Below are 23185 nucleotides of genomic sequence, written 5' to 3'. Positions count from 1 at the left end.
AGCTGCGAAAACAACTAAGGACTAAACGATGCATACCTGAAGTCAACGGTCAACACGCCAGTATAGAGCAAGTTCCGGCATAGGTGTGCTTTGACCCCGCCATAGCGCCTAGGGAGCTAGGTGCTTCTCGACGGCCATAGCCGCGCCCACGATGCCCGCCTGGTTGCGTAGCTGCGCTGGGATGACGGGCGTTTCGACGCTGAGCCGTGGCACCCACTTTTCGTGCTTACGGGAAATTCCCCCACCAACAATGAATGCTGCGGGCTGGAAGAGCTTCTCATATTCGTGCAGCACTATATCCACCCGCTTGGCCCACTTGGAATAGCTGAGCTCCTCGCGCTCCTTGGCTGCGGAGGAGGCGTATTTTTCCGCTTCTTTGCCGTCGACGATCATGTGCCCAAGTTCCGTATTGGGAAATAGCTCGCCGTCCAAGAGGAATGCGGATCCGATGCCAGTGCCGAAGGTCAGCAGAATTGCGGCCCCAGTGGCAGCTTCCGGGGCTCCGAATGTTGCCTCCGCTAGTCCCGCCGCGTCGGCGTCGTTAAGCACAGAAATCTCTCGGGCAGCCAGGTAGCGGCCGAAGAGTTCGTGGACGTCCGTGTTCACCCAGCTCGGGTCGATATTTGCGGCGGTTAGGGCGTGTTGCTTCTTGATCACGGAGGGCAGTGCGATTCCGACTGGTCCGTCCCATCCCGCTTGGCTCACGATCTGCGCAACGGTGTCAGCTACCGCCTCCGGGGTTGCAGGCTTAGGGGTGAGGATCTTTATCCGTTCTCCTGCTAGCTCGCCGGTTTCCAGGTTGACAACCCCGCCCTTGATCCCGGAGCCGCCCACGTCTACGCCAAATCCAAGCTGTGTCATGGGGATTATTGTAGGCAAGTTTTCATGCTCCGGCGCGGGGGAAGAAAACAAGACACAATGGGGGCATGACTGACTTTCTGGAATTGCAGCGCGTTGCTGAGCAGGTAGCGCAGCAGGCGGCTGCCGCGATCGCCACCAAACGTGCCGAGTTGGGCAATGTTGCCGAATACACCCAGACCAAATCATCCGCAGTTGACCCAGTCACCATCGTGGATACTTTCGCTGAAGAGCTGATCGTGGCGAAACTGGCAGAGCTCCGACCCGGTGATGGCGTCGTTGGGGAGGAGGGGAGCGAAAATGCCTCCATTACCGGAGTCACCTGGATCATTGATCCGATCGACGGCACCGTGAACTTCCTCTATGGCATCCCGCAGTTCGCAGTATCGCTCGGCGCAGCGCAGGACGGAAAAGTTGTGGCGGGTGCTGTGATCAATGTCAGCACAGATGAGCTTTACAGTGCGGCAAGTGGACACGGGGCAAGACTAAGCGCTGGTGGTGAGATCCGCTCGCTGCGCTGTACTGAGGTGCAGCAGGTGTCTCAGAGCCTGCTAGCTACCGGATTTGGGTATTCCGCTGCTCGACGGGAACGCCAGGCAGCGCTCGTCGCGAAGCTGCTGCCACAAGTCCGCGATATCCGCCGCATGGGCAGTGCCGCCTTGGATTTGTGCGCCGTCGCCAGCGGGCAAGTTGATGCGCACCTGGAGCATGGTCTCAATGCGTGGGATTATGCCGCAGGCAGTTTGATAGCAGAGGAAGCGGGGGCGGTAGTTCACATCCCCCCACTGTCGAGTGTCGGCGAGAGTGGGGAACTGACGTTTGTGGCAGCGCCCGGAATCTTCGACGAGCTCTGGCAATGCCTAGAAGGCGCAGGTGGAGCCCAGTCGATCGGCAGTTGAGGTACGCCGGTGGGGTGGCGAAACCCACGGTCTAAAGTAGTAGGAGATGTCTAACAGGGCGCTTGCGGCGTGGCGAAAGATGACAATTGCGCAAAACTGTTTTAATATCCGCGTCGATATACCGAACGACAGTTTCCCTGGGTTGACTGTGACCTACTGACTTTAAGAGGACCTTAACTGGCATGGCTACCGATTACGACGCACCCCGTCGCCGCATCGACGACGAACTGGAGACCGATTCCCTCGAAGGATTGAAGGCCGCCGAGAACACTGTCAATGACATGGATGACGATGGTGACACCGTCGAACCCTTCGACCTTCCAGCGTTGGACCTGTCCGGCGAAGAGCTCAACGTGACAGTGGTGCCACGCCGCGAGGACGAATTCACCTGCGGCAGCTGCTTCTTGGTACAGCGACGCAACCGCATCTCCCATGAAGAGCCGGATGGCACCCTGATCTGCCAAGACTGCGCATAATTGCTTTAAAAACAAGCGGTGGGCGACTCGAAAGTTATCCGAGTCGCCCACCGCTTGCGTGCCTGTATGTGCGCTACTGCTGGAAGGCAGTCAGTACTGCCTCAGGGTTCTTGGTGGTGATCAGCCAATAGGGGGTGGAGTCCTCCGGATCATCCAACACCAGCATGACCATTTCCGGTATCCAGCTCTTGGAAACCACGAATGCGGATGGGTCAAGCTGACGGCCCATCGCATTGCGCTTGGCGGTCGCCGGCACAGCCAGGAAACGGGAAACTACGGTAGCCGGCAGGTTGGCACCCTTGATGCTTAACCATCGCAGACCGTCTGGGTCTTCCTCGACTTTCAGCCTGGTGCTTGATAGTTGCCACAGCGCCCAGCAGCCCAAGGCCGAGAAAAGCAGGAAGGGCACCCAAAACCATACGTCAGAGCGGTTGCGGGCAATGGTTGCAGCGGTGAGCGCAGCTATACCAACTGCGGCGAGCCACCAGTACCACGGGACCCATTGCTGTTCCTGATACAGCACTTCGCTGCTGGATGAGTTTGAGTTGGCAGTTGTGTTCACGGATAACCACTCTACTAGAGCGCCCTGCTTAGCCAACTAGTCCACGAGCAGTGGCTACTGTAGGAGTCGTGACTGAAGCTACGTACCCACAATCCATCCAGATCAAGCGCCTCGATCCCGGCGTACCCCTTCCTAAGCGCGCCCATCGTGGCGACGCCGGTGCCGATTTGCATGCAGCAAGTGGAGCAACCATCGCGCCGGGGGAACGAGTCCTCATCGGAACCGGCATTGCCATAGCTTTGCCACTCGGCACGGTCGGGTTGATTCATCCACGTTCCGGCCTCGCCGCTAAGCAGGGGCTTTCGATCGTCAACACGCCAGGCACCGTTGATGCCGACTATCGTGGAGAAATCAAGGTGTGCTTGATCAATCTTGACCCAAGTACTCCGGTCGTTATCGAACGTGGCGATCGGATTGCGCAGTTAGTTGTCCAGCGCGTCGAGCTCGTTGATTTTGAAGAAGTGGACGAACTAGATGACACCGTCCGTGGCGCAGGCGGATATGGTTCGACCGGCGTTTAGGAAGGGAAGAAACGACCATGTGGCCATTTTCTAAGAAGGACGCCGCTGCGGAGGACCCGGAGGTTCAATCAGAACCGTCAGCAGCGGACGTCGACAAGCCCGCAACTGCTCAGGTAACCGTGCCGGAATACGGGCCTTTCGACGGCGATAGCGTGGACATCCAGTCCTATGATTTCAGCGACTTTTCCCATGGCACCTTGGATCTCGGATCCATCAAGATCCCGATGCCGGATCCTTCCGAAGTACAGGTGGAGATGGGACCCGAGGGGCCGCGGATGATGCACATTGTGACTCGTCCGGGCCGCATCACACCAGTGGCCTTCGCCTCGACCGCATCAGGCGGTCTCTGGGAGGAGTCGATTCCTGAGATCGTCGCTGGGATGAACCGAGATGGACTTCAGACGAGCCTGGAGGACGGCCCCTGGGGCCAGGAGATTGTCGGGTTGAGCGAACACGCCACCATCCGGATGATCGGGGTGGAAGGCTCCCGGTGGACACTGCGCATTACGCTGGCGGCACCGAATGAGTCAGCGGCGGACCTTGCCGAACTTGGCCGGGAAGTAATCGCCCGCACCTTTGTTTACCGTGGTGAGCAGCCGATGCTTGCCGGTACAGTGCTGCCAGTGGTGATGCCAGCGGCCTTGGTTGCGCAAGTGCAACAGGCGATGCAGGAGCGCGCAGCAGCAGAAGCCACGCAAGCCACAGCCGGGCAACAGCCCAGCGAGACTGCCCCTGCCGAGCCGGAGACGGAGCCAATAGCACCGCCACGTCATGATGAGCATCTCAAGGATGCGCACTTAGATTCCGGAAGCGCTCTTGAACAAATGCGTGCCGAAGCCGCAAGAAAGCCGGAGGCCGAATGAGCGCCGAAACAGTAGTTACTCCAGCGGAGAAGGCAGAGCCAACGCTGCTCGAGCAAATGGGTGGCTTAGGTGGTCTGGTGTCTTCGACCTTGCCCATTCTGGTGTTGGTGCCGGTGAACAACCGCTTTGGCTTGCTTCCGGCGTTGGGCGCGGCGTTGGCGGTTGCCGCAGCGATTTTCGTGTGGCGCATAGTGCGCAAAGAGAATCTGCAACCTGCGATTTCGGGTTTGTTTGGCGTGGCGATCGGCGCGGCTATTGCCTGGTTCACCGGCGATGCAAAGGGATATTTCCTGTACGGCATTTGGGTGTCCCTCGCCTTCGGGATCATCTTCCTGCTTTCGATAGCCCTGCGCTGGCCGGCCGTCGGTGTGATCTGGAAGGGCATCAACGGCGAGGACATGTCCTGGCGCAAAGTGCGACCGGCGCTTTTCTTATATGACCTCGCCACGGTAGCGTGGTCCCTAGTGTTCTTTGCGCGGTTTTTTGTGCAGAACAATCTTTATAACCAAGACGCGACTAACACCTTGGCCGTCGTCAAACTCATCATGGGATGGCCACTTACCGGTCTAGTCACACTGATCACGGTGTGGGCAGTACGGCGAGCTAACAAAGCGGTTGAAGCCGCTCATCCCACTTCCACAGAAAAGTAGTAACACGCACCATGCCTGCTCTTGCCTCCGGCGCACAGCTCACCGTCCACATCGATTCCGCTGCGCATGGTGGGGAGGGCGTCGCGCGCGCCGAGGGCATGGTCATCTTCGTCCGTGGCGGCGTCCCGGGTGACACCGCACTAGTCGAGCTTCTCGACGTCAAGAAGCGCTTCGCTCGCGGCCGCATCCTCGAAGTCGTGCAAGCTGCACCAGGCCGCGTCTCGCACCGTTGTCCAGCGGCAGCAGCCGGTGCCGGTTGTTGTGACTACAGCGAAGTCTCGCCACAGCTGGAATTGGAGCTAAAGGCGGGCGTGCTGCGGGATCAACTCGAGCGAATCGGTGGGTTTGCGCAGTACCCAGAAATTGAATCGATTGACCTGAGTCCAACTCAGGGTTGGCGCACTCGTTTTCGTCTCGGCGTGGATGAGCAAGGCAGGGCAGGTTTCCGGGCTAGCGCTTCGAATGACGTGGTCGTCGGCAAGCTTTGCGCGCAGGCTGCCCCCGGTGTGCTCGATGATCTCCTCGCGCCAGCAGCACGGTTTAGCCCGCGTTCTGAACTGATTGTCGCCGTCGATTCTGCAGGCAACCGGACAGTGGTGGAGGCGCCGAAAGCAGCCCGTGGGCGTAGCGTTGGCAACGTGTCCAAGCACGTCGACGGGGAACATGTGCTGCAACAGCAGGTGGATGATGTGACATTTAACCTGTCCCCATTGAGCTTCTGGCAAGCCCATGTGGCGGCGCCGCAGGCATACGCTGATATTGCCGCAGCGTGGCTAGCCGAGTTTGAGTTTGAAGCTAAACAACCCGTGGTCTGGGATCTTTATGGCGGTGTCGGACTGTTCGTGCCTGCCGTGTTGCGGGCTATCCCGAACGCGAAGGTGATCTCCGTAGAGATTTCCGCCCAGGCCGCCAAGATTGGGCGCCAGGCGCTGCCAGGGAGAAAGGTCGATTTTGTTACCGGTGACGTGGCGAAGCAGATCTATCACTTGACGGACCCGCAGGTTGTGATCCTCGATCCGCCACGTAAGGGTGCCGGCCCCGACGTTATTTCCGCGATCGCAGCGCGTCAGCCGGAAGCAGTTTTACACATTGGTTGCGATCCTGCGACCTTTGCGCGCGATCTGGCGGTGTGGGCGCAGGCGGGGTACACGTTGGAAAAGCTCACACAGTTTAATGCTTTCCCAGGAACGCACCATAGCGAGACGTTTAGTTTGCTCGTTAAGGCCTAGCCTATGGCTGATCCCTGGGTTATGCGCGTATCATTGCGGGAAATACTTTGCTGCCGTGACTTAGTAGGAAGCCGCAGCACGGCTCGGTCGCACTTGTAGTGCGGAGCTTGCCGAAGCCAAAGAAGTCGTTTAGGTAGAAGGTGTCTTGATGAAAGAAATGAGTATTCTCGCAGGGATTTCATCGCCTGCAGATCTTAAGGCGCTTGATCCAGATGATCTTCCCGTCCTGGCGGGTGAAATCCGGGACTTCCTCGTGGAGAAGGTCTCCGCTACTGGAGGTCATTTGGGCCCCAACCTGGGTGTGGTGGAGCTGACGATTGCGCTGCACCGGATCTTCGACTCACCACGCGACCCGTTCGTGTTCGACACCTCGCATCAAAGCTACGTGCACAAGATCCTCACGGGCCGTTGGGATCAATTTGATACCCTGCGTCAGCGCGGCGGGCTGTCTGGTTACACCAGCCGCTCCGAAAGTGAGCATGACTGGACTGAGTCCAGCCACGCTTCGGCTTCGCTATCTATCGCCGATGGCATTTCTAAGGCGGCCGCTCATAAGCGCGTCGAACAGAACAAGACCATTGCCGTCGTTGGCGATGGCGCCCTCACGGGTGGCATGTGCTGGGAAGCGCTGAACAACATCGCCGCGGACAAGAAGAGCAACGTGGTGATTGTGGTCAATGACAATGGCCGCAGCTACTCGCCAACCATCGGCGGCTTCGCAGAGAATCTTGCAGAGCTTCGAATGCAGCCCTTCTATGACCGCGTCATGGAGCAGGGCAAATCCACGCTGAACTCCATGGGATGGGTGGGGCGCAAAACTTTCGACGTCATGCATGCCTTCAAGGAAGGCGTGAAGAACACCGTGATTACCACGGAGATGTTCCCCGAGCTGGGCATGAAATATGTTGGCCCGGTTGATGGGCATAATCTGAAGGCTCTGGAGCACGCTTTCGAGTATGCGAAGGAATACGAAGGCCCGTTGATCGTCCATGTGGTGACGGAAAAGGGGCGCGGCTATGCTCCGGCGGAGGCGAATACCGCAGACCTGATGCACTCTACCGGCGTCATCGACCCGAAGACTGGTGACCCTATCTCTAAGTCCGGGCCGTCATGGACGGGTGTGTTTTCCCGGACACTGATCGAGGCAGCTGAAGAGCGCGAGGACATCGTGGCTATCACCGCCGCCATGGCGGGCCCGACGGGCCTTGCGGCGTTCGGGGAGAAGTTCCCAGATCGTTTCTATGACGTGGGTATAGCGGAGCAGCACGCCGTCGCTTCGGCAGCCGGCCTAGCGCTCGGCGGGATGCACCCGGTGGTGGCCATCTACGCCACCTTCATGAACCGCGCCTTCGACCAGGTGCTCATGGACGTGGCGCTGACGAAATTGCCGGTGACCTTCGTATTAGATCGCTCTGGCATTACTGGTTCCGACGGCGCCAGCCATAACGGCGTGTGGGACTTGTCTCTGCTCAGCATCGTTCCTGGCATTCGTATCGCAGCTCCGCGCGACGGTGCGCAGCTGAAGGAGCTATTCCAGGAAGCCCTGGGCATCAGCACCGGCCCGACTGTGGTGCGTTTCCCTAAAGGCAACCTGCCTGAGGATGTAGTGGCTGTGGAACAGCTCGCCGATGGTGTGGACGTGCTGCGCTACGCCGAAGTCGATGCCGCAGACGATACGCCGAGTGTGTTGATCATCGCCACCGGCAGCACCGCTCTTGATGCGCTCACCGCATGCGAAGCCATTTCCGAACTTGGCTGCAATGTCACCGTCGTGGATCCGCGCTGGGTGGTCCCGGTGGCGCCGTCGCTGGTTGCGCTTGCCGACGACCATGACATAGTCATCACCATCGAAGACGGCGTAATGCACGGCGGTATCGGCACCCTGATCAGCGAGGCTCTCAGCTCTGCTAGCATCGACACCCCAGTGCGCCACATCGCGGTACCGGAGAAGTTCCTAGAGCACGCTTCGCGTGGCCAATTGTTGGAAGAGCTGGGCATGGATGCTCCGGGCATTGTGGCAGCTGCAACCGAATGGATTGAAGAGCTGACGGCAACGTCAGAGGACGGTTAGACAAGCGCCTCGGCAAGCAGCGAGCTGCAGAGTTCGCGTTGCCAAGGCCGAGCGCCGATCTGGGCTAAGTAAGCGTCCAGCTCGGCGCTCGTTTTGATGCGCCGAGTGATCACGCTGTGCCAGACAACTTCGCGGAGCATAGCCGGCTGCAATAGGTTTTCGACCGGGGTATTCGTCTCTGCTGCCAGCTCCGCGAGCAATTCCCGTGCGTGCGCAAGCGCTTCTTGAGCCTCTGGGAAAGAACTGCTCCACAGTGTGCGAGGTGCAGGGGTGATGTTGAAGTCTCGCTTGTGTGCCTTGGGCCAGGTGGCTTTGGGACTCCGGCGGGCTTGACGCATCGTCTGTGCGAGCCGCGCCACGAACTCAGGGTTGGAGCCACGCCGTCCCAGTGCGGCCCGGATCGCGCTCGTGGAGGTCGGTAGCGAATAGGCGAGCTCTACCAAGGCTTTGTTGGCCAGGATGCGGTGTGGGGCGCGATCTTTTTCCCCGGCCACCGCCTGTCGACGCTCCCAGAGCGAACGCGCGATGAGCAGCTGTTCGGGCTTCTTCAACCGCCCGATGCCCTTAAGATCCGTCCACGTCGGGTGGGGAACCTTGGTGTTGGCGACAGTATAAGCGCACTCTTGTTCCAGCCAGCCCAGCTTGCCCTCGGCATCGAGCAGCTCGGTGAGGGCGTCGGCAAGCTCCAGCAAGAGCTCCACATCCAAGGCCGCGTAGTTCAGCCAGGACTCAGGGAGTGGCCAGGTAGACCAGTCTTCATTACCGTGGCTCTTTTCGAGCTCAAAACCGAGGACTTCGGCTATGAGCGCGCCCAGGTTGACTTTCGGGAAACCCAGCAGCCTGCCGCTGAGCTCGGTGTCAAAGACTACTCCTGGGGTGAGCCCAAGCAGCTTCAAGGCGGGCAGGTCACTGCTAGCGGCGTGGAGCACCCATTCTCGGCCGTTGAGAACCGGAGCGAAGGCGGCGCTGAAGGCACTGCGGTCCGGTTCTGGGGCCACCAGAATGGTGCCGGCATCTTGGCGACGCAGTTGCACCAGGAACGCTCGGTCATCGAAGCGGAAGTCCGAGGCACGCTCGGTATCTATCGCGATGGGGCCACGCCCCTGGGCCAGTTGAGCCGCAGCCGTTTGAAACTCAGCAGGGGAGTGAGCTACCGCTGGTAGTCCGTCCCTGGGATGCAGGAGAGGAATGAGATCCACTAGCTTGGTGCGCCGAGATCGGCAACACCCTCCGGCGGCAGACCCGCAACGTTGGCGAGCACGTGGGCAAAAGCCTCCACGTGGGGCGCCAGGTCATGAGCCTTAGCGGTCCACGAGGCGCGCAGCTCAAGTTGGAAAGCGCGTGGGGGGCCGCCGATATCGCCGAAGCGGACAGAGGCCGTAGAAGTGACGGTGCCGCCGAGATTGCTGAAGGTAGCTACGGATTCCTCGAGGCCTTCCGTGAGCCACTCCCACGCTACGTCGGGCAGTAATGGGTCCCCGGCAACCGCATCATCCATGTCGGCCTGGATATAGGCCACCAGGCGCATGTCGCCGTCCCAAGAGTCTTCGGCGCTCGGATCATGGAGTAGGATGAGACGCCCGAATGCGTCGCCTTCACTTTCGGCAGCAACCATGTCAGTGTCGGCGTGAACTACCTCCAGGCCGATGGCGTGACTGAACGGTGCGAGGCGCTGTGGTGGCCGGATCGTCCCTAGGGAGATCTCGGGCCGAAGGTTCGCGCGGTGCATCGATTCAACTGCCGCCGAGAATGCCTCGGGAGTAGTTGCCGGTTGCTTGGACGAGGCCGAAGCTAGGGTTCGAATTTCGGTGTCACTCACAGGTTCTTAAGCTATCTATCCGGCCCCGCACAGTGGTGAAGGCGCGCCGATTGAGGCTTGCTTATCGACGCCCCGGTGCTGCGCGAGAAGTGTCCAACTAAAGGTTGATATAGTCGGGAGAAATACTCACAGGAGAAAGGACACCCTTTTCGATGGCTGAAAAGTTGGATTTCGAAAAGCTCAACAGCATGCAGCGCTATTCCCAGTTCGCAACATTCAAGGTGCTGACCGGGGCGTTGGGCAATGAGCGTGCGGACATCATCGCTGAAGCGCGCTCTTTCTTCGAGGGGCTCGAAACAGCCGGGGTAGTCACCGTCCGCGGCATCTATGACATCAGTGCCATTCGCGCCGAGGCTGACTTCATGATCTGGTTCATCGCCGAGGAAATCCAGGACATCCAGAAGGCGTACAACGATTTCCGTCGTACGACTGTTCTCGGCCAGGTATCCGAGGTGTTCTGGACCGGTACTTCACTGCACCGTCCAGCCGAGTTCAACCGCTCCCACCTGCCATCCTTCATCATGGGTGAAGCTCCTTGCGACTGGATCTGCGTCTACCCGTTCGTCCGTTCCTACGATTGGTACCTAATGGATGCCAAGGAGCGTCGTCGTATCCTGGCCGAACACGGCCAATCCGCGCGTGAATTCCCAGACGTACGCGCCAACACCGTCCCGGCATTCGCGCTCGGCGATTATGAGTGGCTGCTGGCTTTCGAGGCACCGGAAATGCACCGCATCGTCGACCTCATGCACCAGATGCGCTACACCGAGGCGCGCTTGCATGTTCGCGAAGAGGTGCCGTTCTTCTCGGGGCGTCGTGTAGCGGATATCGCGGAGATCATCGAGGTAATGCCTTAAGCGGCTCCGCGATCATGATTTCACGATCATGATTTACAAAGTAATGAGCCCGCCAACGAATAGTTAGCGGGTTTTCTACTCTGCTAATCATGATCGTGAAATCATACTTGTGCCGAAACTTATTCCGCGGGCTCGAAATTCAAACAGATCGAATTGATGCAGTAGCGCAGATCCGTCGGGGTGGGATACCCCTCGCCCTCGAAGACATGGCCGAGGTGGGACTCGCAATTCGCGCAGAGAACTTCCACGCGTCGCATGCCGAGGGAGTCGTCGCTGCGTTCGATGATGCGGTCGCCAGCCAAAGGGCTGAAGAATGCGGGCCAACCGCAGTGCGCTTGAAACTTGGTATCGGAACGAAAGAGTTCGCAGCCGCAGGCTTTACAGCTGTAGATCCCGGCGGCGGTAGTGTTGGTGTATTCGCCTACATGGGGTGGCTCGGTTCCGGCCTCGCGTAGGACATGGTATTCCTCGGCGCTGAGGCGTTCGCGCCAGTCGACGTCGTTAAGCAGTTTGAAGTCGGTCATGTGCCTTCGCCTTCCTTACTGGGACTTCGGAAAGCACCCACATTACCGCGGTGACGGAGATGACCACCAGGATCAGGGCCCAGCCAACGGTAGGCAGCAGGAAGGTGAACCAGCGGCCAGTGTCGATCCACTCCACCGAGTTCCAGTTGTCGGCGGTCAAGAAGCCATAAGCGGCGATCCAGGCTATCGGGTTGCGCATCGGTGAGCGGGGAAGCAGGACGGTGAAGATGAGCGGGAAGAGGAGCATCGAGTAGTACATCTGGCCGAGTGAGGACAGGAAGAACACCCCGGCGAACAGCAGGCTGGAGGTGCATACGAGCCACAATAACGGCTGGCTGTTGCGATAACGTAGCAGCGCCAAGAGGCCAATGATGACGATGAATGCGAAGACCAAGAACCAGAACTTCTCCTGCCAGTTCGGCATGCCAAAGTAGGTGGCAATGCCCGGCAGGGAAGAATTGGCGAAGTCGCGAACCTCACCGAGGTAAGGCATCGTGCGCGTGACGTAGTCGCCGGCCTGGGGGACGAACTGCCACGCCAAAACGTTAAAGAACACCGGGATAGCGAGGGCTGAAACAATTGTCTGCCAATTAGCTTTCACAAAAGGCAGAAAGAGTAGCGGCGCAAAGATCGGCTTGATGAGGATTGCAACGCCGAGCACCACTCCCGCGGCCCAACGTCGATCCCGGTAGAGCAAGGAAAGATAGCCAACCAGCGCAAGGAGCAACAAGCCGTTGATATTGGAAAACACCAGCGTATTGCGCACCGCCTCCGTAAGGAAGGCCCCCACGATGGCTCCCGGGAAAATCAGGCTACGCAAGCTGTAGCCGAAAAGCCGGGTCAACAGCCCGAGGGCACAGATTATAGCGAGGGCGTTGAGCACGATGAAGATCGTGCGGGCCACCGTGAAATCTGTTTGCAAGCCCAGCGGAGAAAGGAACAACGTGGCGCCAGGGGAGTACAGGTAGTGCGGATCCACGAAATGGTAGGTCTCGTTATAGACGGGCACGCCTTCGTGGAAACGCCTGAGGGCGTAGTAGACGGTGGAAAAGTCATCCGTGACGCTCCCGTTGACGGCGAGGACAAAGACGCGGTGGAATACTAGAAAGACTGCGATCGGCCACAGTGCATAGTTGCCCCACAGGTCAACAGGGGTACGGCGAGGCTTGGCGGGTCGCTCTTGGGGGGCTGTGGGGTCGCCAGAAACCCAGAGTCGGTCAAGCTTTCTCGATAATGCTGCGGTCACTTGATAACCGTATCAACCGGACTTCGCTGTTGAGTGCGCAACACACTTTATCGGCAGCGGTATCGCAGGAATACGCAACCATCCGGATCGCTCATGCATGATTCGAGTTGGAGGCGTTGGGGGTGAGTATCGCCGTCGACAGTCAGCAGCGGCGTGTGGGTAGTCAGCGCCAGCGTCGGGTCGATGCTCAGATGCAGCAGGTCCACTTCCCGTCCTGCTAGTGCCGCTGCGTAGATACTCGGCCCGCCCTCGACCACGATCCTTGCGAAACCCAGCCGGTGCAGCGCCTGAATGTAGTCTTCCTCCGGCACTTGCACCACGGTCGCGGTGGGGTGCGTTGCTGCGTGTGGACTCAGTAGCAGAGGTGGAGTGCCAGAACCCGCAAGCAGTTGGGGCGGGACATCCAGGCTGCGGGTGATAACCGCGATGGGTGGTACGGGCTTTTGTCCCCGCTGCTGTCGACGGGTGCGCTGCTCCGGAGTGCTCACCACACCCCCGTAGTTTTCGGCACGTGCGGTCTGCGCGCCGACGAGCACCACGTCTGCCCACTGCCGCAGTTCCTGCAATAGCTGTGCGTCCAACGGGCTGCCCATGCTTTGCGACGTCCCGGACATGCTTGCCTGGCCGTCTGCGGTTATCACTGCGATCGCCCGTACTTCGGGTTCACCGACGGGGAGGGTAGGGCCAATGAGTGAAGTGATCATAAGAACCAAGAATAACGAAACAGGCCGATCCACCTTATTGAACCGGCCTGCTATAACCTGAGCGGATGACGAGACTCGAACTCGCGACCCTCACCTTGGCAAGGTGATGCGCTACCAACTGCGCTACATCCGCATTGAACTCCGAAGAATTCTGTGCGCGATACTGGGATTGAACCAGTGACCTCTTCCGTGTCAGGGAAGCGCTCTCCCGCTGAGCTAAACGCGCCTAAATTGCGAGGTGGAAACGGGAATCGAACCCGTGTGCACGGTTTTGCAGACCGTTGCCTCACCACTCGGCCATTCCACCGTGGCAGGAAATTCCCGCCTTTAGGTATTAGTAGAAAAATACCAGAGCGGATGACGAGACTCGAACTCGCGACCCTCACCTTGGCAAGGTGATGCGCTACCAACTGCGCTACATCCGCATACACCTAACAAAGAAACGTTGTTTGGTGCGAACACAAACATTAGCGCTACTTCGCTATCCAGCACAAATCGCCTGTACAGCGGGTAAAAATCTAAGTTACGGCGATGTAACTCAAGCGCAATGTCAGGTAATTCGCTGCTCTAGGGGGCGATTATTAAATCTCTGCGCTGTGGTGCTACATTGTCTTCTTAGTTGTTTAACACCGCTGATGAGCGACGCTAAACAAGGTCCCATGGCTCAGTGGAAGAGCGTTCCGTTCACACCGGAAAGGTCGCTGGTTCGATCCCAGCTGGGACCACAAATTCGAACATCCCCACACCCGTCCTGGTGTGGGGATTCTTTGTTTTCTACCCCCTAGGAGGGTGCAGTCAGCAGATCTTGCTGCTTAATGGCAAGGGGCATCCTCGGCTGGCTGCGGCTGTTCGCCTACTGCTGGGGCTTCAGGGGTGGGCGTGCTTGTCGACGGCGATACGGCCGTCGGGGAAGCAGTCTCCGGAGCCTGTGCGTTTGTGATCGAGCTGCAGCCTGACAAAAGGGCTGCTGCGGACAAAATAAGTAGAGTTCTTTTCAAAGTTTTGGCTTTCTGAAGATCTGGAATTTCAACAAGGTTACAAGCCGGTCTTGATTTCGCTTCTTCGCCCGGAAGTCCGAAGCGGAGGGGTTTCTAGTGGCTGTGGAAATGTTTGTCGATAAATGTTCGTTGAGTTTAGCAAGTCTGGGAGCCGTAACTGCGAAGACGATCAGTGTCCACCCAACGCACTGATCAACACTCGAGGTCAGGCGTAGCGAGTCCAGTTGCTGCGGTTGGACGCTGAGCGGCATCACCGACCTCTAACCGGGTGCCAGTTGATAGAACTGTGTTTACTCAGGCCGGACTAGAAAGTTGAGATAGCAAGCGCCCGTAGCTAAGGCCAATGTTCATGCTTCTTCCCCAGGGGAGCTGGCGCACCTGCGATAACGGTCTTAGTGTAGGCCGGTTCGCCTTGCGGGTGAGGGGCTGTGGGCGTCGATAAGCGGTGCGGTGGGGTGTATGGTCTGGCGGGGGATTGGGGGTAAGGTAAAAATGCCTGGGAACTTAATGCAGCACCCTTCCGACTAGTACCCAGACCGTTTGCCGAGCCCTATCAAATAACTAGGGCGAAGTATCGACCAGTGGAGGGGGAAGGAACGCAGTGAAACAAGCATTCAAAGCCGCGCTTGCATCCGGTATCGTCCTGCTCGCTCCAATCGTCGGAGGCGGTCTACCTCATGCATCAGCCCATGACGTGGTGATGCGATCAACCCCCGGTGATGGTGCCACGGTTGCGGAGTTTCCAAAGACTCTCGAATTAGAGTTTTCGGGTATCCCTAAGGAATCTTTCAACACCATCGCATTAAGCAACCAAGATACTGGTGAGGTTCTTCTCTCCACTGCACCGGAGTTGGAGAACCAGTTGGTCCGGGTTCAGATTCCTGCGGATGTTCCGGCAAAGCCTGGCAACTACAAAATTGGCTTCCAGATCACTTCGTCGGATGGTCACGCAACTCGCGGAATGACCACCTTCAAGGTGGCGGGCGATGCGTCATCGAACGCTCAGTCCACCGCAGTCATCGATGATCAAACTCAGCGGGAAGCTGCTGGATCGAACAATTCTTACATCTACTTGGCTGTAGGCACCATTGCCTTCATCGCGCTTGCAGTAGGTGTGATTCTCGCCCTTTCTCACAGAAAGAAAAAACTATGAACGTGAACATTAAGAAGATCAGTGCCCTCGCCGTCGCAGGCCTGACCGTGCTGTCCTTGGGTGCTTGCACCAACACCCAGAAGGATTCGGAAACCAAGGTTGACACCGCAACATCCGCTGCAAAGCCAGCAGAGGGCGCAAAGTCTGAAACCAAGGCTCCTTCCGAGAGCAAGGCTGCTGCAGCTGAGGGCGTCACCTTCGAGAACACCTTCGTCAAGGCAAAGCCTGCTGAGAAGGAAATGACCGGTATCTTTGGCACCCTGAAGAACAACACCAAGGAAGACATCAAGCTGACGTCCTTCAGCACCAACACCAACGCTGGCAAGCATGAAATCCATGAGGTTGTCAACGGTGTCATGCAGATGAAGGAAGATGGCATCACCATTCCGGCCGGCGGCGAATACGTCCTCAAGCCAGGTGGCGACCACCTGATGATCATGGATGTCACCGATCCAATCGAGGCCGGTTCCTCTCTCGAAGTCACCCTGAACTTCTCCAACGGCAAGTCTGAGAAGATCAACTCTGAGGTTCGCACCATCTCCTCCGGTGGCGAAAACTACGCTCCAGACGGTGGCGTTCAGGGCAACAGCGGCATGACTTCCGCACCGATGGCACACTAAGAAATATGTCGAAATCTCGCATTACTCGCCGCGACTTCCTCACCGCATCGGCCACCACAGTGGCTGGTGGGGTAGTCGCGTCGTGTGCTGCGCCTGACGTAAACCTCGCCAATGGTGATCAACAACCGATCAAGCTCGCTGCAATGGTCGAACCCTTTGCGGGAGATCACCAAGCAGGCGTAACGACGCCAGGTCAAGCACACCTCAACCTGGTGGCATTCACCCTGCGTCCCGAGGTGGATCGCAAGCGCGTCATCCAGCTGATGAAACTGTGGACCGAGGACGCTCGTCGGCTCACTTCCGGGGAAACCCCGCTTGGTGACCTCGAACCCGAACTCACCATGGCTCCGTCCAAGCTCACAATAACCTGTGGCTTTGGCGCTCGACTCTTCGAAATCATCGGGGAAGACGTTCCCGAGTTTGTCAAGCCTATTAAGGCTTTCAAGCGGGACAAGCTGAATCCCCAGTGGGGCGAAGCAGACGTCGTTTTGCAGTTCTGCAGCGACGATCCGATGGCGCTCGCGCACGCGACTCGCCATATGATCCGCGCCGGAATCGACTATGTAGCAACCCGATGGATGCAGCAAGGCTTCCTACACGCTTACGGGGCCAAGACGACGAGCGACACTCCGCGTAACCTCTTCGGCCAGGTGGATGGCACGATCAATCCCCACACTGAGGAGAAGCAACGCGAGCAGGTTTGGATTGACAATGGTCCCGAGTGGGCCATCAATGGCTCCGTCATGGTGGTGCGCCGCATCAGCATGAACCTGGATACCTGGGAAATCCTGGACCGACCTTCTCGTGAGGTCTCCATGGGACGTCGTCTTGATAACGGCGCACCACTGACCGGTAATGAAGAATTTGATACCCCGGACTTTGATAAGACTGACGAGTTCGGATTGCCGGTCATTGACAGGCAAAGTCATATTGCGCGGGCGACTGCACCCAAGGATCATCCGGAGCAGCGTTTGTTGCGACGTGCCTATAACTATGACATCCCGGTCGAACCTGGCAGCGAGCAAACTTCGAACTCAGGACTAGTTTTCGTGTGTTTCCAGAAGGATCCACGGAAGCAATTTGAGCCGATTCAGGAACGACTCGATGAGCAGGACCGGCTGAATCAGTGGATCGAGCACATCGGTTCCGCGGTATTCTTCATCCCGCCAGGAGTCACCGAAACTAGTTATTGGGGTGCCGGACTGCTGGAGAAGTAGTCGAGCGAGTAGAATTCCTTAATAGCAGCTTTGAATGGCACGTTCGAGGTGCGCCGACCTAGTCTAGGTTGGTGCACCTCGTGACGATAGTAGGCCCGATAAGTGCAGGGAAAACTCGATTGGATAACGGCCAGGTATGCCGTTTATCCTCAAGCGCATAAGGAGCGCCCACATAGTGACCACCATGACTTCATTCCAGGTTCCCGCAGGTATCGCGGTCGGAGCCGCAATGCGCGAACTGGATTTGCCGAACAAGGGCCCTGAGGCAATTGTCGCAGCCCAGGACACTAACGGTGAGATCAAGGATCTTTCCTTCGTTCCCGCTACGGACACTCAGTTCACCGCCATCCCAGCGAACACTGATGCCGGCCGTGGCGTGATCCGTCACTCTACCGCGCACGTGCTCGCGCAGGCGGTACAGCAGCTTTTCCCCGGCACCAAGCTGGGCATCGGACCCGCCATCGACAATGGCTTCTACTACGACTTCGATGTCGCAGAGCCCTTCACGCCGGAAGATCTGAAAAACATCGAAAAGGCGATGAAGAAGATCATCAAGTCCGGCCAGAAGTTTGAACGTAAGGCCTACGCCTCCATCGAAGAAGCCCAGGCTGAATACGCCGCGGAGCCGTTCAAAATGGAGCTTATCGACGACAAGGGCAATGTCGACCCAGATTCTGATGAAGCCATGGAAGTAGGCTCCGGGGAATTGACGGCATATTCCAACGTCAACCCACGTACCGGAGAAGTAGAGTGGTACGACCTCTGCCGCGGCCCACACGTGCCAACGACCAAATACATTCCGGCCTTCGCTCTCACGCGTTCTTCGGCTGCATATTGGCGCGGCGACCAGTCTAAAGCTGGATTGCAGCGCATCTACGGCACCGCCTGGGAATCCAAGGAAGCGCTGGAGGAGTACCAGACCATGCTGGCGGAGGCAGAAAAGCGCGATCACCGTCGCCTCGGCTCCGAGCTGGATCTGTTTAGCTTCCCGGATGAGATTGGCTCCGGATTCCCGGTATTTCACCCTAAGGGCGGCATCATCCGCCTGGAGATGGAAGAGCATTCCCGCCGCCGACACATTGAGTCCGGCTATTCTTTCGTCAACACGCCACACATCACCAAGGGTGACCTGTTCCAAAAGTCGGGTCACTTGGACTTCTACGCCGACGGGATGTTCCCGCCCATGCAGCTGGACGGCGAGTATGACGAAGAGGGCAACTGCACTAAGCAGCCCCAGGACTACTACGCCAAGCCAATGAACTGCCCGATGCACAACCTCATTTTCGCCTCTCGCGGTCGTTCCTACCGCGAGCTGCCGCTGCGCCTGTTTGAGTTTGGCACGGTCTACCGCTACGAAAAGTCCGGCGTTATTCACGGACTGACGCGCGCCCGCGGATTCACCCAAGATGATGCCCATATCTACTGCACCGAAGATCAGCTGGAGCAGGAACTAACCAGTGTCCTCGACTTCATCATCTCCCTGCTGAAGGACTATGGCCTTGATGATTTCTACCTAGAGCTGTCCACCAAGGACCCGAATAAGTTCGTCGGCTCCGACGAGATTTGGGAAAAGTCCACGGACATCCTGCAGCGGGTGGCTACCAACTCCGGACTTGAGCTCGTGCCGGATCCTGCGGGTGCCGCATTCTATGGCCCGAAGATCTCTGTGCAGGCACGCGATGCCATCGGCCGTACCTGGCAGATGTCTACGGTGCAGCTGGACTTCAACTTGCCGGAGCGCTTCAACCTTGAATTCACAGCATCGGATGGCAGCAAACAGCGCCCGATCATGATTCACCGGGCATTGTTCGGCTCCATCGAACGCTTCTTTGGCGTGCTGCTGGAGCACTATGCTGGTGCGTTCCCGGCGTGGCTGGCACCGTTGCAGGTGGTCGGCATTCCGGTGGCCGGCGACTTCTCGGAGCACCTTGAGGACGTCGCAAAGCAGCTGCGTGCCAAAGGACTGCGTGCCGACGTCGATACCTCCGATGATCGCATGCAGAAGAAGATCCGCAACCATACCCAGGGACGAGTCCCATTCATGCTGCTAGCCGGTGCACGGGACGTGGAGGCGGATGCTGTGAGCTTCCGATTCCTCGACGGCACGCAGATTAACGGTGTCCCGGTGGCTGAAGCCGTCGAGTTGATCTCGAACTGGGTGCGCGATCGTGTGAACGAGCAACCTAACGAGGAAAATCTCGGTGCCCGTCGATAATTCAGGTATAGAGCCCACGTTCGTCGATACGGGCGTGGGTATCACGGACCGCCTGTCGCGATTGTGGGCGCCTTATCGGATGAATTACGTCACCAATAAGCCCCGTGGGGTGCAGTCCACGGATCCCTTCTTGGATATCCCGAAGCTTCCCGACGCGGAAGGTCTCATCGTGGCCCGGGGCGAGCAGGTATATTGCCTGCTTAACCTATTTCCCTACAATTCTGGGCATTGCATGGTGGTGCCATATCGCAAGGTCGCAAACCTAGAGGACTTAAGCCCCGCGGAGTCTGCGGAGCTCATGAGTTTTAGCCAGGCATTGATTAAGGTGATGAAGGCGGTGTCCAATCCGGATGCCTTTAACGTGGGATTCAACCTGGGTAAAGCATCTGGAGGCTCGATCGGTGATCACCTGCATTTGCATGTGGTGCCACGGTGGTCCGGAGATGCTAACTTCATGACTGTCTTGGGTGAAACTAAGGTGCTGCCACAACTACTGAGTGATACCCGTCGAATACTGGCTAGCGAATGGGCTTCTCGTAGCGATGTTCCCGGTGTGGCAGCCCCGGATTCTCCCGAGCAGAATTAACGCAGATTGAAGGTAACCCGTGCTTAGCGTCCATGGTCGAAAACCAGCTGCAGTCATCATTGAGCCCGTCGCACGTGCGCTACTCAAGGCTGGGCTCAGCCCCAACGTAGTGACGGTGGGAAGCACGCTGATCGCCTGTGCAATCGTCCTCGTATTGGTGCCAACTGGGCATCTATTCTTGGCCGCGCTGCTCTCGGGTCTCGTCACCGCCTTCGACATGGTCGATGGGACGATGGCGAGGCTGCGCGGCGGCGGCACCACCTTCGGCGCAACCTTGGATGCCAGCTGCGATCGCATCACCGACGGCGTGTTGTTCAGCGTGATTCTATGGTGGCTCATCTATCAGAATCAGGCCCCGCAGCATGTGGTTATCGCAGCCTTCATCGTGCTGGTGTCCTCGCAGGTGATTTCTTATGTGAAGGCTCGCGCTGAGGCAGGCGGGATCAAGATTGTTGGCGGGCTCATTGAGCGGCCGGAACGGCTGATTCTCGGGCTGCTTGGCCTTGGGATGGCCGGGCTCGGCCTGCCATGGGCGTTAGTTGTTGCACTGTGGCTATTGGCAGTCGGATCACTGATCACTATTGTCCAACGTCTAATTATGGCCGCCCGTGATCCCATCGCAACCGAGTTTGTGGCGCCGCCAGCTGGTTCTAAGGAAGCGGCTTCATGACGCTGCTCGGAGCGCTTCGATCCAAAGACCCCGCTGCAGTTGGGTACATCGCCGCCTGGAAGTTTTTAGGACTACTCCCGAGCTCGGTTGTGCGCCAAGCCTTTGAGTTCAGCGCATCGCGGTTGGCGCGGCGGGAATCGGTTGTCGCGCAGTTGCGGCTGAACCTAGCACGCGTCGTGGGAGAAACCGCCGTCACGGAGCAGCTCGTGGCAGCAGCTATGCGTTCATATGCGCGCTACTGGGCGGAGGCCTTTCAATTACCGCGGCTTTCCCGACGTGCCGGACTCTCGCAGCAGCTAGAACGTGGCGTCACCGGTGCCCAGCACCTGGATGCTTCGCTCAGCGCGGGCCGGGGCGCTGTCATCGCACTGACACACTCAGGCAACTGGGATATGGCCGGCGTGTGGCTCGTCCATCATGTCGGCGGGTTCACCACTGTGGCCGAGCGACTCAAACCAGAGGTGCTTTTTGACGCTTTTGTGGAGTACCGCACCGCCCTTGGCTTCGAGGTAATTGGACATGAGGGCGATGGCGCACCTTTCGATCGTCTCAAAGCGGCTCTAGAACGAGGTGGCATTGTGTGTTTGTTGGGGGAGCGCGACCTTAAGCAGGCGGGCGTTCCTGTCCAGTTTTTCGGGGAGGAAACTACTTTCCCGGCAGGTCCCGCAGAGTTGGCACGACAGACCGGTGCAGCGCTGCATGTCGCGGATATCTACTTCACACCCGATGGCTGGGGACTCGGCATCTCCGCAGCGCTAGAGGTCAGCGACCTTGTTTCCACCACCCAAGACATTGCCACGCACTTTGAGCGTAATATCAAAGCCCATCCGGCGGATTGGCATATGCTGCAGCCGTTGTGGCTCAAAGATAGGCGTCGGAAATAGGAGGGAAGAGGCATGCGCATCGGACTCGTCTGCCCTTATTCCTTCGATGAACCCGGGGGAGTTCAGGCTCACATCCTTGACCTAGCCCATTACTTTATCGAGCAGGGCCACCAGGTATCTGTCATCGGACCTGCCGCGAATGACACCGAGCTCCCAGATTTTGTGGTGCGGGGAGGTCCCTCGGTAGCCGTGCCTTACAACGGCTCAGTCGCCCGACTTTCCTTAGGACCACGCGTTAGCAGACAACTCAAGAGCTTCATCAGCAACGGCAATTTTGATGTCCTCCACATCCACGAACCTAACGCGCCGAGCTATTCTTTGCAGGCGTTGAGCCTAGCTCAGGGGCCCATTGTTGCTACCTATCACGCCTCCGCTGCCGAATCTCTGTTGCTTAGGCTGGCGGCTGCTGGCTTACGCCCGTTGCTGGAGAAGATTCGCGGCGGTATCGCGGTGTCAGAAATGGCGCGGCGCTGGCAGGTCGAGCAATTGGGGGGAGACCCCGTGCTCATACCGAACGGGGTGCATGTAGGGAACTTTGCGGCAGATAGCACACCGGTCAACAGCCCCCTCGAGGTGGTTTTCCTGGGCCGGATTGATGAGCCTCGCAAAGGCCTCGACGTGCTGTTAGCCGCACTACCACTGCTCAGCCAGCCCCTGCATCTCACTGTGATTGGAGCGGGCGCTAGCCGAGATATTCCGAACGTGGACTTTGTGGGGAAGGTCAGCGAAGCAAAGAAGATCGAACTGTTGCGGCGGGCGGATGTCTATGTGGCCCCGAATACCGGCGGGGAGAGCTTCGGGATCGTCCTCGTAGAGGCTATGGCCGCTGGGGCAGTTGTCGTGGCCTCTGATCTTGAAGCTTTCCAAGATGTGCTGCAAGCGAAATCCGCTGAACCCTGCGGGGAGATTTTTCGCAACGGGGATGCAAGTGATTTAGCGTGCGTTTTGGATCGAGTGTTGGCGGAGGAGGGGCGTCGACAAACGCTGCGGGCGCGGGGCAGCATCCGGGCGCAGCGCTACGACTGGTCTCGGGTGGGCGCGGACATCCTGCGCGTCTATGAAACTGTTGCCGATGGTACCCCCGTCCGGTTGCGAGGTGCATCATGATGTGGCTACTCGCCATCCTTGTCACCGTCGTACTGACCTTCGCACTGGCGTGGATGTACTTCACGGCTCAACGGCTTAATCGCCTCCACATTCGTGTCGATGCCGCGCTGCATTTCTTGCATTCGGCCCTCGATCGACGCGCTGCCCTCATTGAAGCGCTTGACCCACAGGCCGCACCCTTGGCGCGAAACGCACAGCTCATTGGGCTCGAACCGCCGCTTTTCGACGACCGTGCCGCCGCCGAACGCGCCCTCATGGAAGCTACCACCAGCACGCACCCATCGATCGCGGACGCGGCCACGCGTGTGCAGCTTGCGCACCGCTTTTACAATGAAGCCGTCACTGATACCCGGGCTGTGAGAACTCGACCGCTGGTGCAAGCACTCCGGCTTGGCGGCACGGCTCGGCTTCCCGTGTACTTCGAATTGAAGTCTTAAGCTAGGGGATACTTCCCCT

24 protein-coding genes and 5 tRNA genes are annotated in these 23185 nt (G+C 58.4%); 18 read left to right on the top strand and 11 right to left on the bottom strand.

Going from position 1 to position 23185, the window contains the following annotated elements; all coding sequences use genetic code 11:
* Positions 1-108 precede the first annotated feature (108 nt).
* A complete protein-coding gene (gene ppgK / locus WG936_RS01160) occupies positions 109-861 on the bottom strand; it encodes a polyphosphate--glucose phosphotransferase (RefSeq protein ID WP_339571884.1) in 753 nt (250 codons plus the stop codon).
* 65 nt (positions 862-926) lie between these two features.
* Between ppgK and WG936_RS01155 the strand changes: the two genes are divergently transcribed.
* Entirely contained in the window at positions 927-1757 is an 831-nt protein-coding gene (locus tag WG936_RS01155) for an inositol monophosphatase family protein (RefSeq protein ID WP_339571883.1), read from the top strand.
* Between the two features lie 182 nt (positions 1758-1939).
* Positions 1940-2233: a DUF4193 domain-containing protein gene (locus WG936_RS01150; RefSeq protein ID WP_339563426.1), complete on the top strand. Its 294-nt coding sequence runs from the start codon at positions 1940-1942 to the stop codon at positions 2231-2233.
* Positions 2234-2306: 73 nt separating this feature from the next.
* Here the strand turns inward: WG936_RS01150 and WG936_RS01145 are convergent, their stop codons facing one another.
* Entirely contained in the window at positions 2307-2795 is a 489-nt protein-coding gene (locus tag WG936_RS01145) for a DUF3093 domain-containing protein (protein ID WP_339571882.1), read from the bottom strand.
* Positions 2796-2863: 68 nt separating this feature from the next.
* Here WG936_RS01145 and dut point away from each other — a divergent pair, with 68 nt between their 5' ends.
* The 5 genes from dut (at position 2864) to dxs (ending at position 8129) form a co-directional block, all read left to right on the top strand.
* The gene (gene dut / locus WG936_RS01140) at positions 2864-3316 is read left to right on the top strand and encodes a dUTP diphosphatase (protein WP_339571881.1); all 453 of its coding nucleotides are present in this window, start codon (positions 2864-2866) and stop codon (positions 3314-3316) included.
* 17 nt (positions 3317-3333) lie between these two features.
* Entirely contained in the window at positions 3334-4179 is an 846-nt protein-coding gene (locus WG936_RS01135; protein ID WP_339571880.1) for a DUF3710 domain-containing protein, read from the top strand.
* Complete coding sequence (locus tag WG936_RS01130) at positions 4176-4829, top strand: DUF3159 domain-containing protein (RefSeq protein WP_339571879.1); 654 nt, start codon at positions 4176-4178, stop codon at positions 4827-4829. The genes WG936_RS01135 and WG936_RS01130 overlap by 4 nt, the downstream gene beginning before the upstream one ends.
* A gap of 11 nt (positions 4830-4840) precedes the next feature.
* A complete protein-coding gene (locus tag WG936_RS01125; protein ID WP_339571878.1) occupies positions 4841-6058 on the top strand; it encodes a class I SAM-dependent RNA methyltransferase in 1218 nt (405 codons plus the stop codon).
* 157 nt (positions 6059-6215) lie between these two features.
* Positions 6216-8129, top strand: coding sequence for a 1-deoxy-D-xylulose-5-phosphate synthase (gene dxs / locus WG936_RS01120; protein WP_445227918.1), 1914 nt, complete (start codon positions 6216-6218; stop codon positions 8127-8129).
* On the opposite strand, the gene WG936_RS01115 is transcribed toward dxs, so the two are convergent.
* Positions 8126-9328, bottom strand: a complete 1203-nt coding sequence (locus WG936_RS01115) for an HRDC domain-containing protein (RefSeq protein ID WP_339571876.1) — start codon at positions 9326-9328, stop codon at positions 8126-8128. The genes dxs and WG936_RS01115 overlap by 4 nt on opposite strands.
* Complete coding sequence (locus WG936_RS01110) at positions 9328-9948, bottom strand: DUF3000 domain-containing protein (RefSeq protein WP_339563434.1); 621 nt, start codon at positions 9946-9948, stop codon at positions 9328-9330. Before WG936_RS01110 ends, WG936_RS01115 begins: the two co-directional genes overlap by 1 nt.
* 152 nt (positions 9949-10100) lie before the next feature.
* On the opposite strand from WG936_RS01110, the gene hemQ reads away from it, so the two are divergent.
* Positions 10101-10805, top strand: coding sequence for a hydrogen peroxide-dependent heme synthase (hemQ, locus tag WG936_RS01105; RefSeq protein ID WP_339571875.1), 705 nt, complete (start codon positions 10101-10103; stop codon positions 10803-10805).
* Between the two features lie 119 nt (positions 10806-10924).
* Here the strand turns inward: hemQ and msrB are convergent, their stop codons facing one another.
* From msrB to WG936_RS01070, 7 genes are all read right to left on the bottom strand, one after another.
* Positions 10925-11329, bottom strand: coding sequence for a peptide-methionine (R)-S-oxide reductase MsrB (msrB, locus tag WG936_RS01100; protein WP_339571874.1), 405 nt, complete (start codon positions 11327-11329; stop codon positions 10925-10927).
* Positions 11307-12575, bottom strand: coding sequence for a glycosyltransferase family 87 protein (locus WG936_RS01095; protein ID WP_339571873.1), 1269 nt, complete (start codon positions 12573-12575; stop codon positions 11307-11309). Before WG936_RS01095 ends, msrB begins: the two co-directional genes overlap by 23 nt.
* A gap of 47 nt (positions 12576-12622) precedes the next feature.
* Positions 12623-13279 (bottom strand): pyrimidine reductase family protein, encoded by a 657-nt coding sequence (locus WG936_RS01090; protein WP_339571872.1) that lies wholly within the window; start codon positions 13277-13279, stop codon positions 12623-12625.
* A gap of 60 nt (positions 13280-13339) precedes the next feature.
* Positions 13340-13412, bottom strand: a tRNA-Gly gene (locus tag WG936_RS01085).
* A 21-nt stretch (positions 13413-13433) separates the two neighbouring features.
* A tRNA-Val gene (locus tag WG936_RS01080) sits at positions 13434-13505 on the bottom strand.
* A 10-nt stretch (positions 13506-13515) separates the two neighbouring features.
* Positions 13516-13586, bottom strand: a tRNA-Cys gene (locus tag WG936_RS01075).
* Positions 13587-13631: 45 nt separating this feature from the next.
* Positions 13632-13704: transfer RNA gene (locus tag WG936_RS01070), tRNA-Gly, on the bottom strand.
* Positions 13705-13932: 228 nt separating this feature from the next.
* On the opposite strand from WG936_RS01070, the gene WG936_RS01065 reads away from it, so the two are divergent.
* The 10 genes from WG936_RS01065 to WG936_RS01020 all read left to right on the top strand — a co-directional run bounded on the left by WG936_RS01065 (position 13933) and on the right by WG936_RS01020 (position 23166).
* A tRNA-Val gene (locus tag WG936_RS01065) sits at positions 13933-14004 on the top strand.
* Between the two features lie 874 nt (positions 14005-14878).
* Entirely contained in the window at positions 14879-15430 is a 552-nt protein-coding gene (locus WG936_RS01060) for a copper resistance CopC family protein (protein ID WP_339563439.1), read from the top strand.
* Positions 15427-16050: a copper chaperone PCu(A)C gene (locus tag WG936_RS01055; RefSeq protein WP_339563440.1), complete on the top strand. Its 624-nt coding sequence runs from the start codon at positions 15427-15429 to the stop codon at positions 16048-16050. The genes WG936_RS01060 and WG936_RS01055 overlap by 4 nt, the downstream gene beginning before the upstream one ends.
* Positions 16051-16055: 5 nt before the next feature.
* Positions 16056-17267 (top strand): Dyp-type peroxidase, encoded by a 1212-nt coding sequence (locus tag WG936_RS01050; protein ID WP_339571871.1) that lies wholly within the window; start codon positions 16056-16058, stop codon positions 17265-17267.
* A 184-nt stretch (positions 17268-17451) separates the two neighbouring features.
* Positions 17452-19482 (top strand): threonine--tRNA ligase, encoded by a 2031-nt coding sequence (gene thrS, locus WG936_RS01045; protein WP_339563658.1) that lies wholly within the window; start codon positions 17452-17454, stop codon positions 19480-19482.
* Positions 19469-20068, top strand: coding sequence for an HIT family protein (locus WG936_RS01040; RefSeq protein WP_339571870.1), 600 nt, complete (start codon positions 19469-19471; stop codon positions 20066-20068). Before thrS ends, WG936_RS01040 begins: the two co-directional genes overlap by 14 nt.
* A gap of 19 nt (positions 20069-20087) precedes the next feature.
* Positions 20088-20738: a phosphatidylinositol phosphate synthase gene (gene pgsA, locus WG936_RS01035; RefSeq protein ID WP_339563443.1), complete on the top strand. Its 651-nt coding sequence runs from the start codon at positions 20088-20090 to the stop codon at positions 20736-20738.
* A complete protein-coding gene (locus tag WG936_RS01030; protein ID WP_339563444.1) occupies positions 20735-21622 on the top strand; it encodes a phosphatidylinositol mannoside acyltransferase in 888 nt (295 codons plus the stop codon). Before pgsA ends, WG936_RS01030 begins: the two co-directional genes overlap by 4 nt.
* A gap of 12 nt (positions 21623-21634) precedes the next feature.
* Positions 21635-22729, top strand: coding sequence for a glycosyltransferase family 4 protein (locus tag WG936_RS01025; RefSeq protein WP_339563445.1), 1095 nt, complete (start codon positions 21635-21637; stop codon positions 22727-22729).
* Entirely contained in the window at positions 22726-23166 is a 441-nt protein-coding gene (locus tag WG936_RS01020; RefSeq protein WP_339571869.1) for a hypothetical protein, read from the top strand. Before WG936_RS01025 ends, WG936_RS01020 begins: the two co-directional genes overlap by 4 nt.
* The last annotated feature ends 19 nt before the right edge of the window (positions 23167-23185 follow it).

Source organism: Corynebacterium sp. H127 (genome assembly GCF_037482665.1).
GTDB lineage: Bacteria > Actinomycetota > Actinomycetes > Mycobacteriales > Mycobacteriaceae > Corynebacterium.
This window is presented reverse-complemented; position numbering and strand designations above follow the sequence as displayed.

What these genes read in the sequence shown, in the direction of transcription:
- WG936_RS01025 (WP_339563445.1), top strand. Translation starts at nt 21,635, where the DNA reads ATGCGCATCGGACTCGTCTGCCCTTATTCCTTCGATGAACCCGGGGGA.
- WG936_RS01090 (WP_339571872.1), bottom strand. Translation starts at nt 13,279, where the DNA reads ATGATCACTTCACTCATTGGCCCTACCCTCCCCGTCGGTGAACCCGAA.
- thrS (WP_339563658.1), top strand. Translation starts at nt 17,452, where the DNA reads ATGACTTCATTCCAGGTTCCCGCAGGTATCGCGGTCGGAGCCGCAATG.
- WG936_RS01125 (WP_339571878.1), top strand. Translation starts at nt 4,841, where the DNA reads ATGCCTGCTCTTGCCTCCGGCGCACAGCTCACCGTCCACATCGATTCC.
- WG936_RS01155 (WP_339571883.1), top strand. Translation starts at nt 927, where the DNA reads ATGACTGACTTTCTGGAATTGCAGCGCGTTGCTGAGCAGGTAGCGCAG.
- WG936_RS01130 (WP_339571879.1), top strand. Translation starts at nt 4,176, where the DNA reads ATGAGCGCCGAAACAGTAGTTACTCCAGCGGAGAAGGCAGAGCCAACG.
- WG936_RS01135 (WP_339571880.1), top strand. Translation starts at nt 3,334, where the DNA reads ATGTGGCCATTTTCTAAGAAGGACGCCGCTGCGGAGGACCCGGAGGTT.
- dxs (WP_445227918.1), top strand. Translation starts at nt 6,216, where the DNA reads ATGAGTATTCTCGCAGGGATTTCATCGCCTGCAGATCTTAAGGCGCTT.
- WG936_RS01050 (WP_339571871.1), top strand. Translation starts at nt 16,056, where the DNA reads ATGTCGAAATCTCGCATTACTCGCCGCGACTTCCTCACCGCATCGGCC.
- hemQ (WP_339571875.1), top strand. Translation starts at nt 10,101, where the DNA reads ATGGCTGAAAAGTTGGATTTCGAAAAGCTCAACAGCATGCAGCGCTAT.
- WG936_RS01150 (WP_339563426.1), top strand. Translation starts at nt 1,940, where the DNA reads ATGGCTACCGATTACGACGCACCCCGTCGCCGCATCGACGACGAACTG.
- WG936_RS01030 (WP_339563444.1), top strand. Translation starts at nt 20,735, where the DNA reads ATGACGCTGCTCGGAGCGCTTCGATCCAAAGACCCCGCTGCAGTTGGG.
- ppgK (WP_339571884.1), bottom strand. Translation starts at nt 861, where the DNA reads ATGACACAGCTTGGATTTGGCGTAGACGTGGGCGGCTCCGGGATCAAG.
- WG936_RS01055 (WP_339563440.1), top strand. Translation starts at nt 15,427, where the DNA reads ATGAACGTGAACATTAAGAAGATCAGTGCCCTCGCCGTCGCAGGCCTG.
- msrB (WP_339571874.1), bottom strand. Translation starts at nt 11,329, where the DNA reads ATGACCGACTTCAAACTGCTTAACGACGTCGACTGGCGCGAACGCCTC.
- WG936_RS01020 (WP_339571869.1), top strand. Translation starts at nt 22,726, where the DNA reads ATGATGTGGCTACTCGCCATCCTTGTCACCGTCGTACTGACCTTCGCA.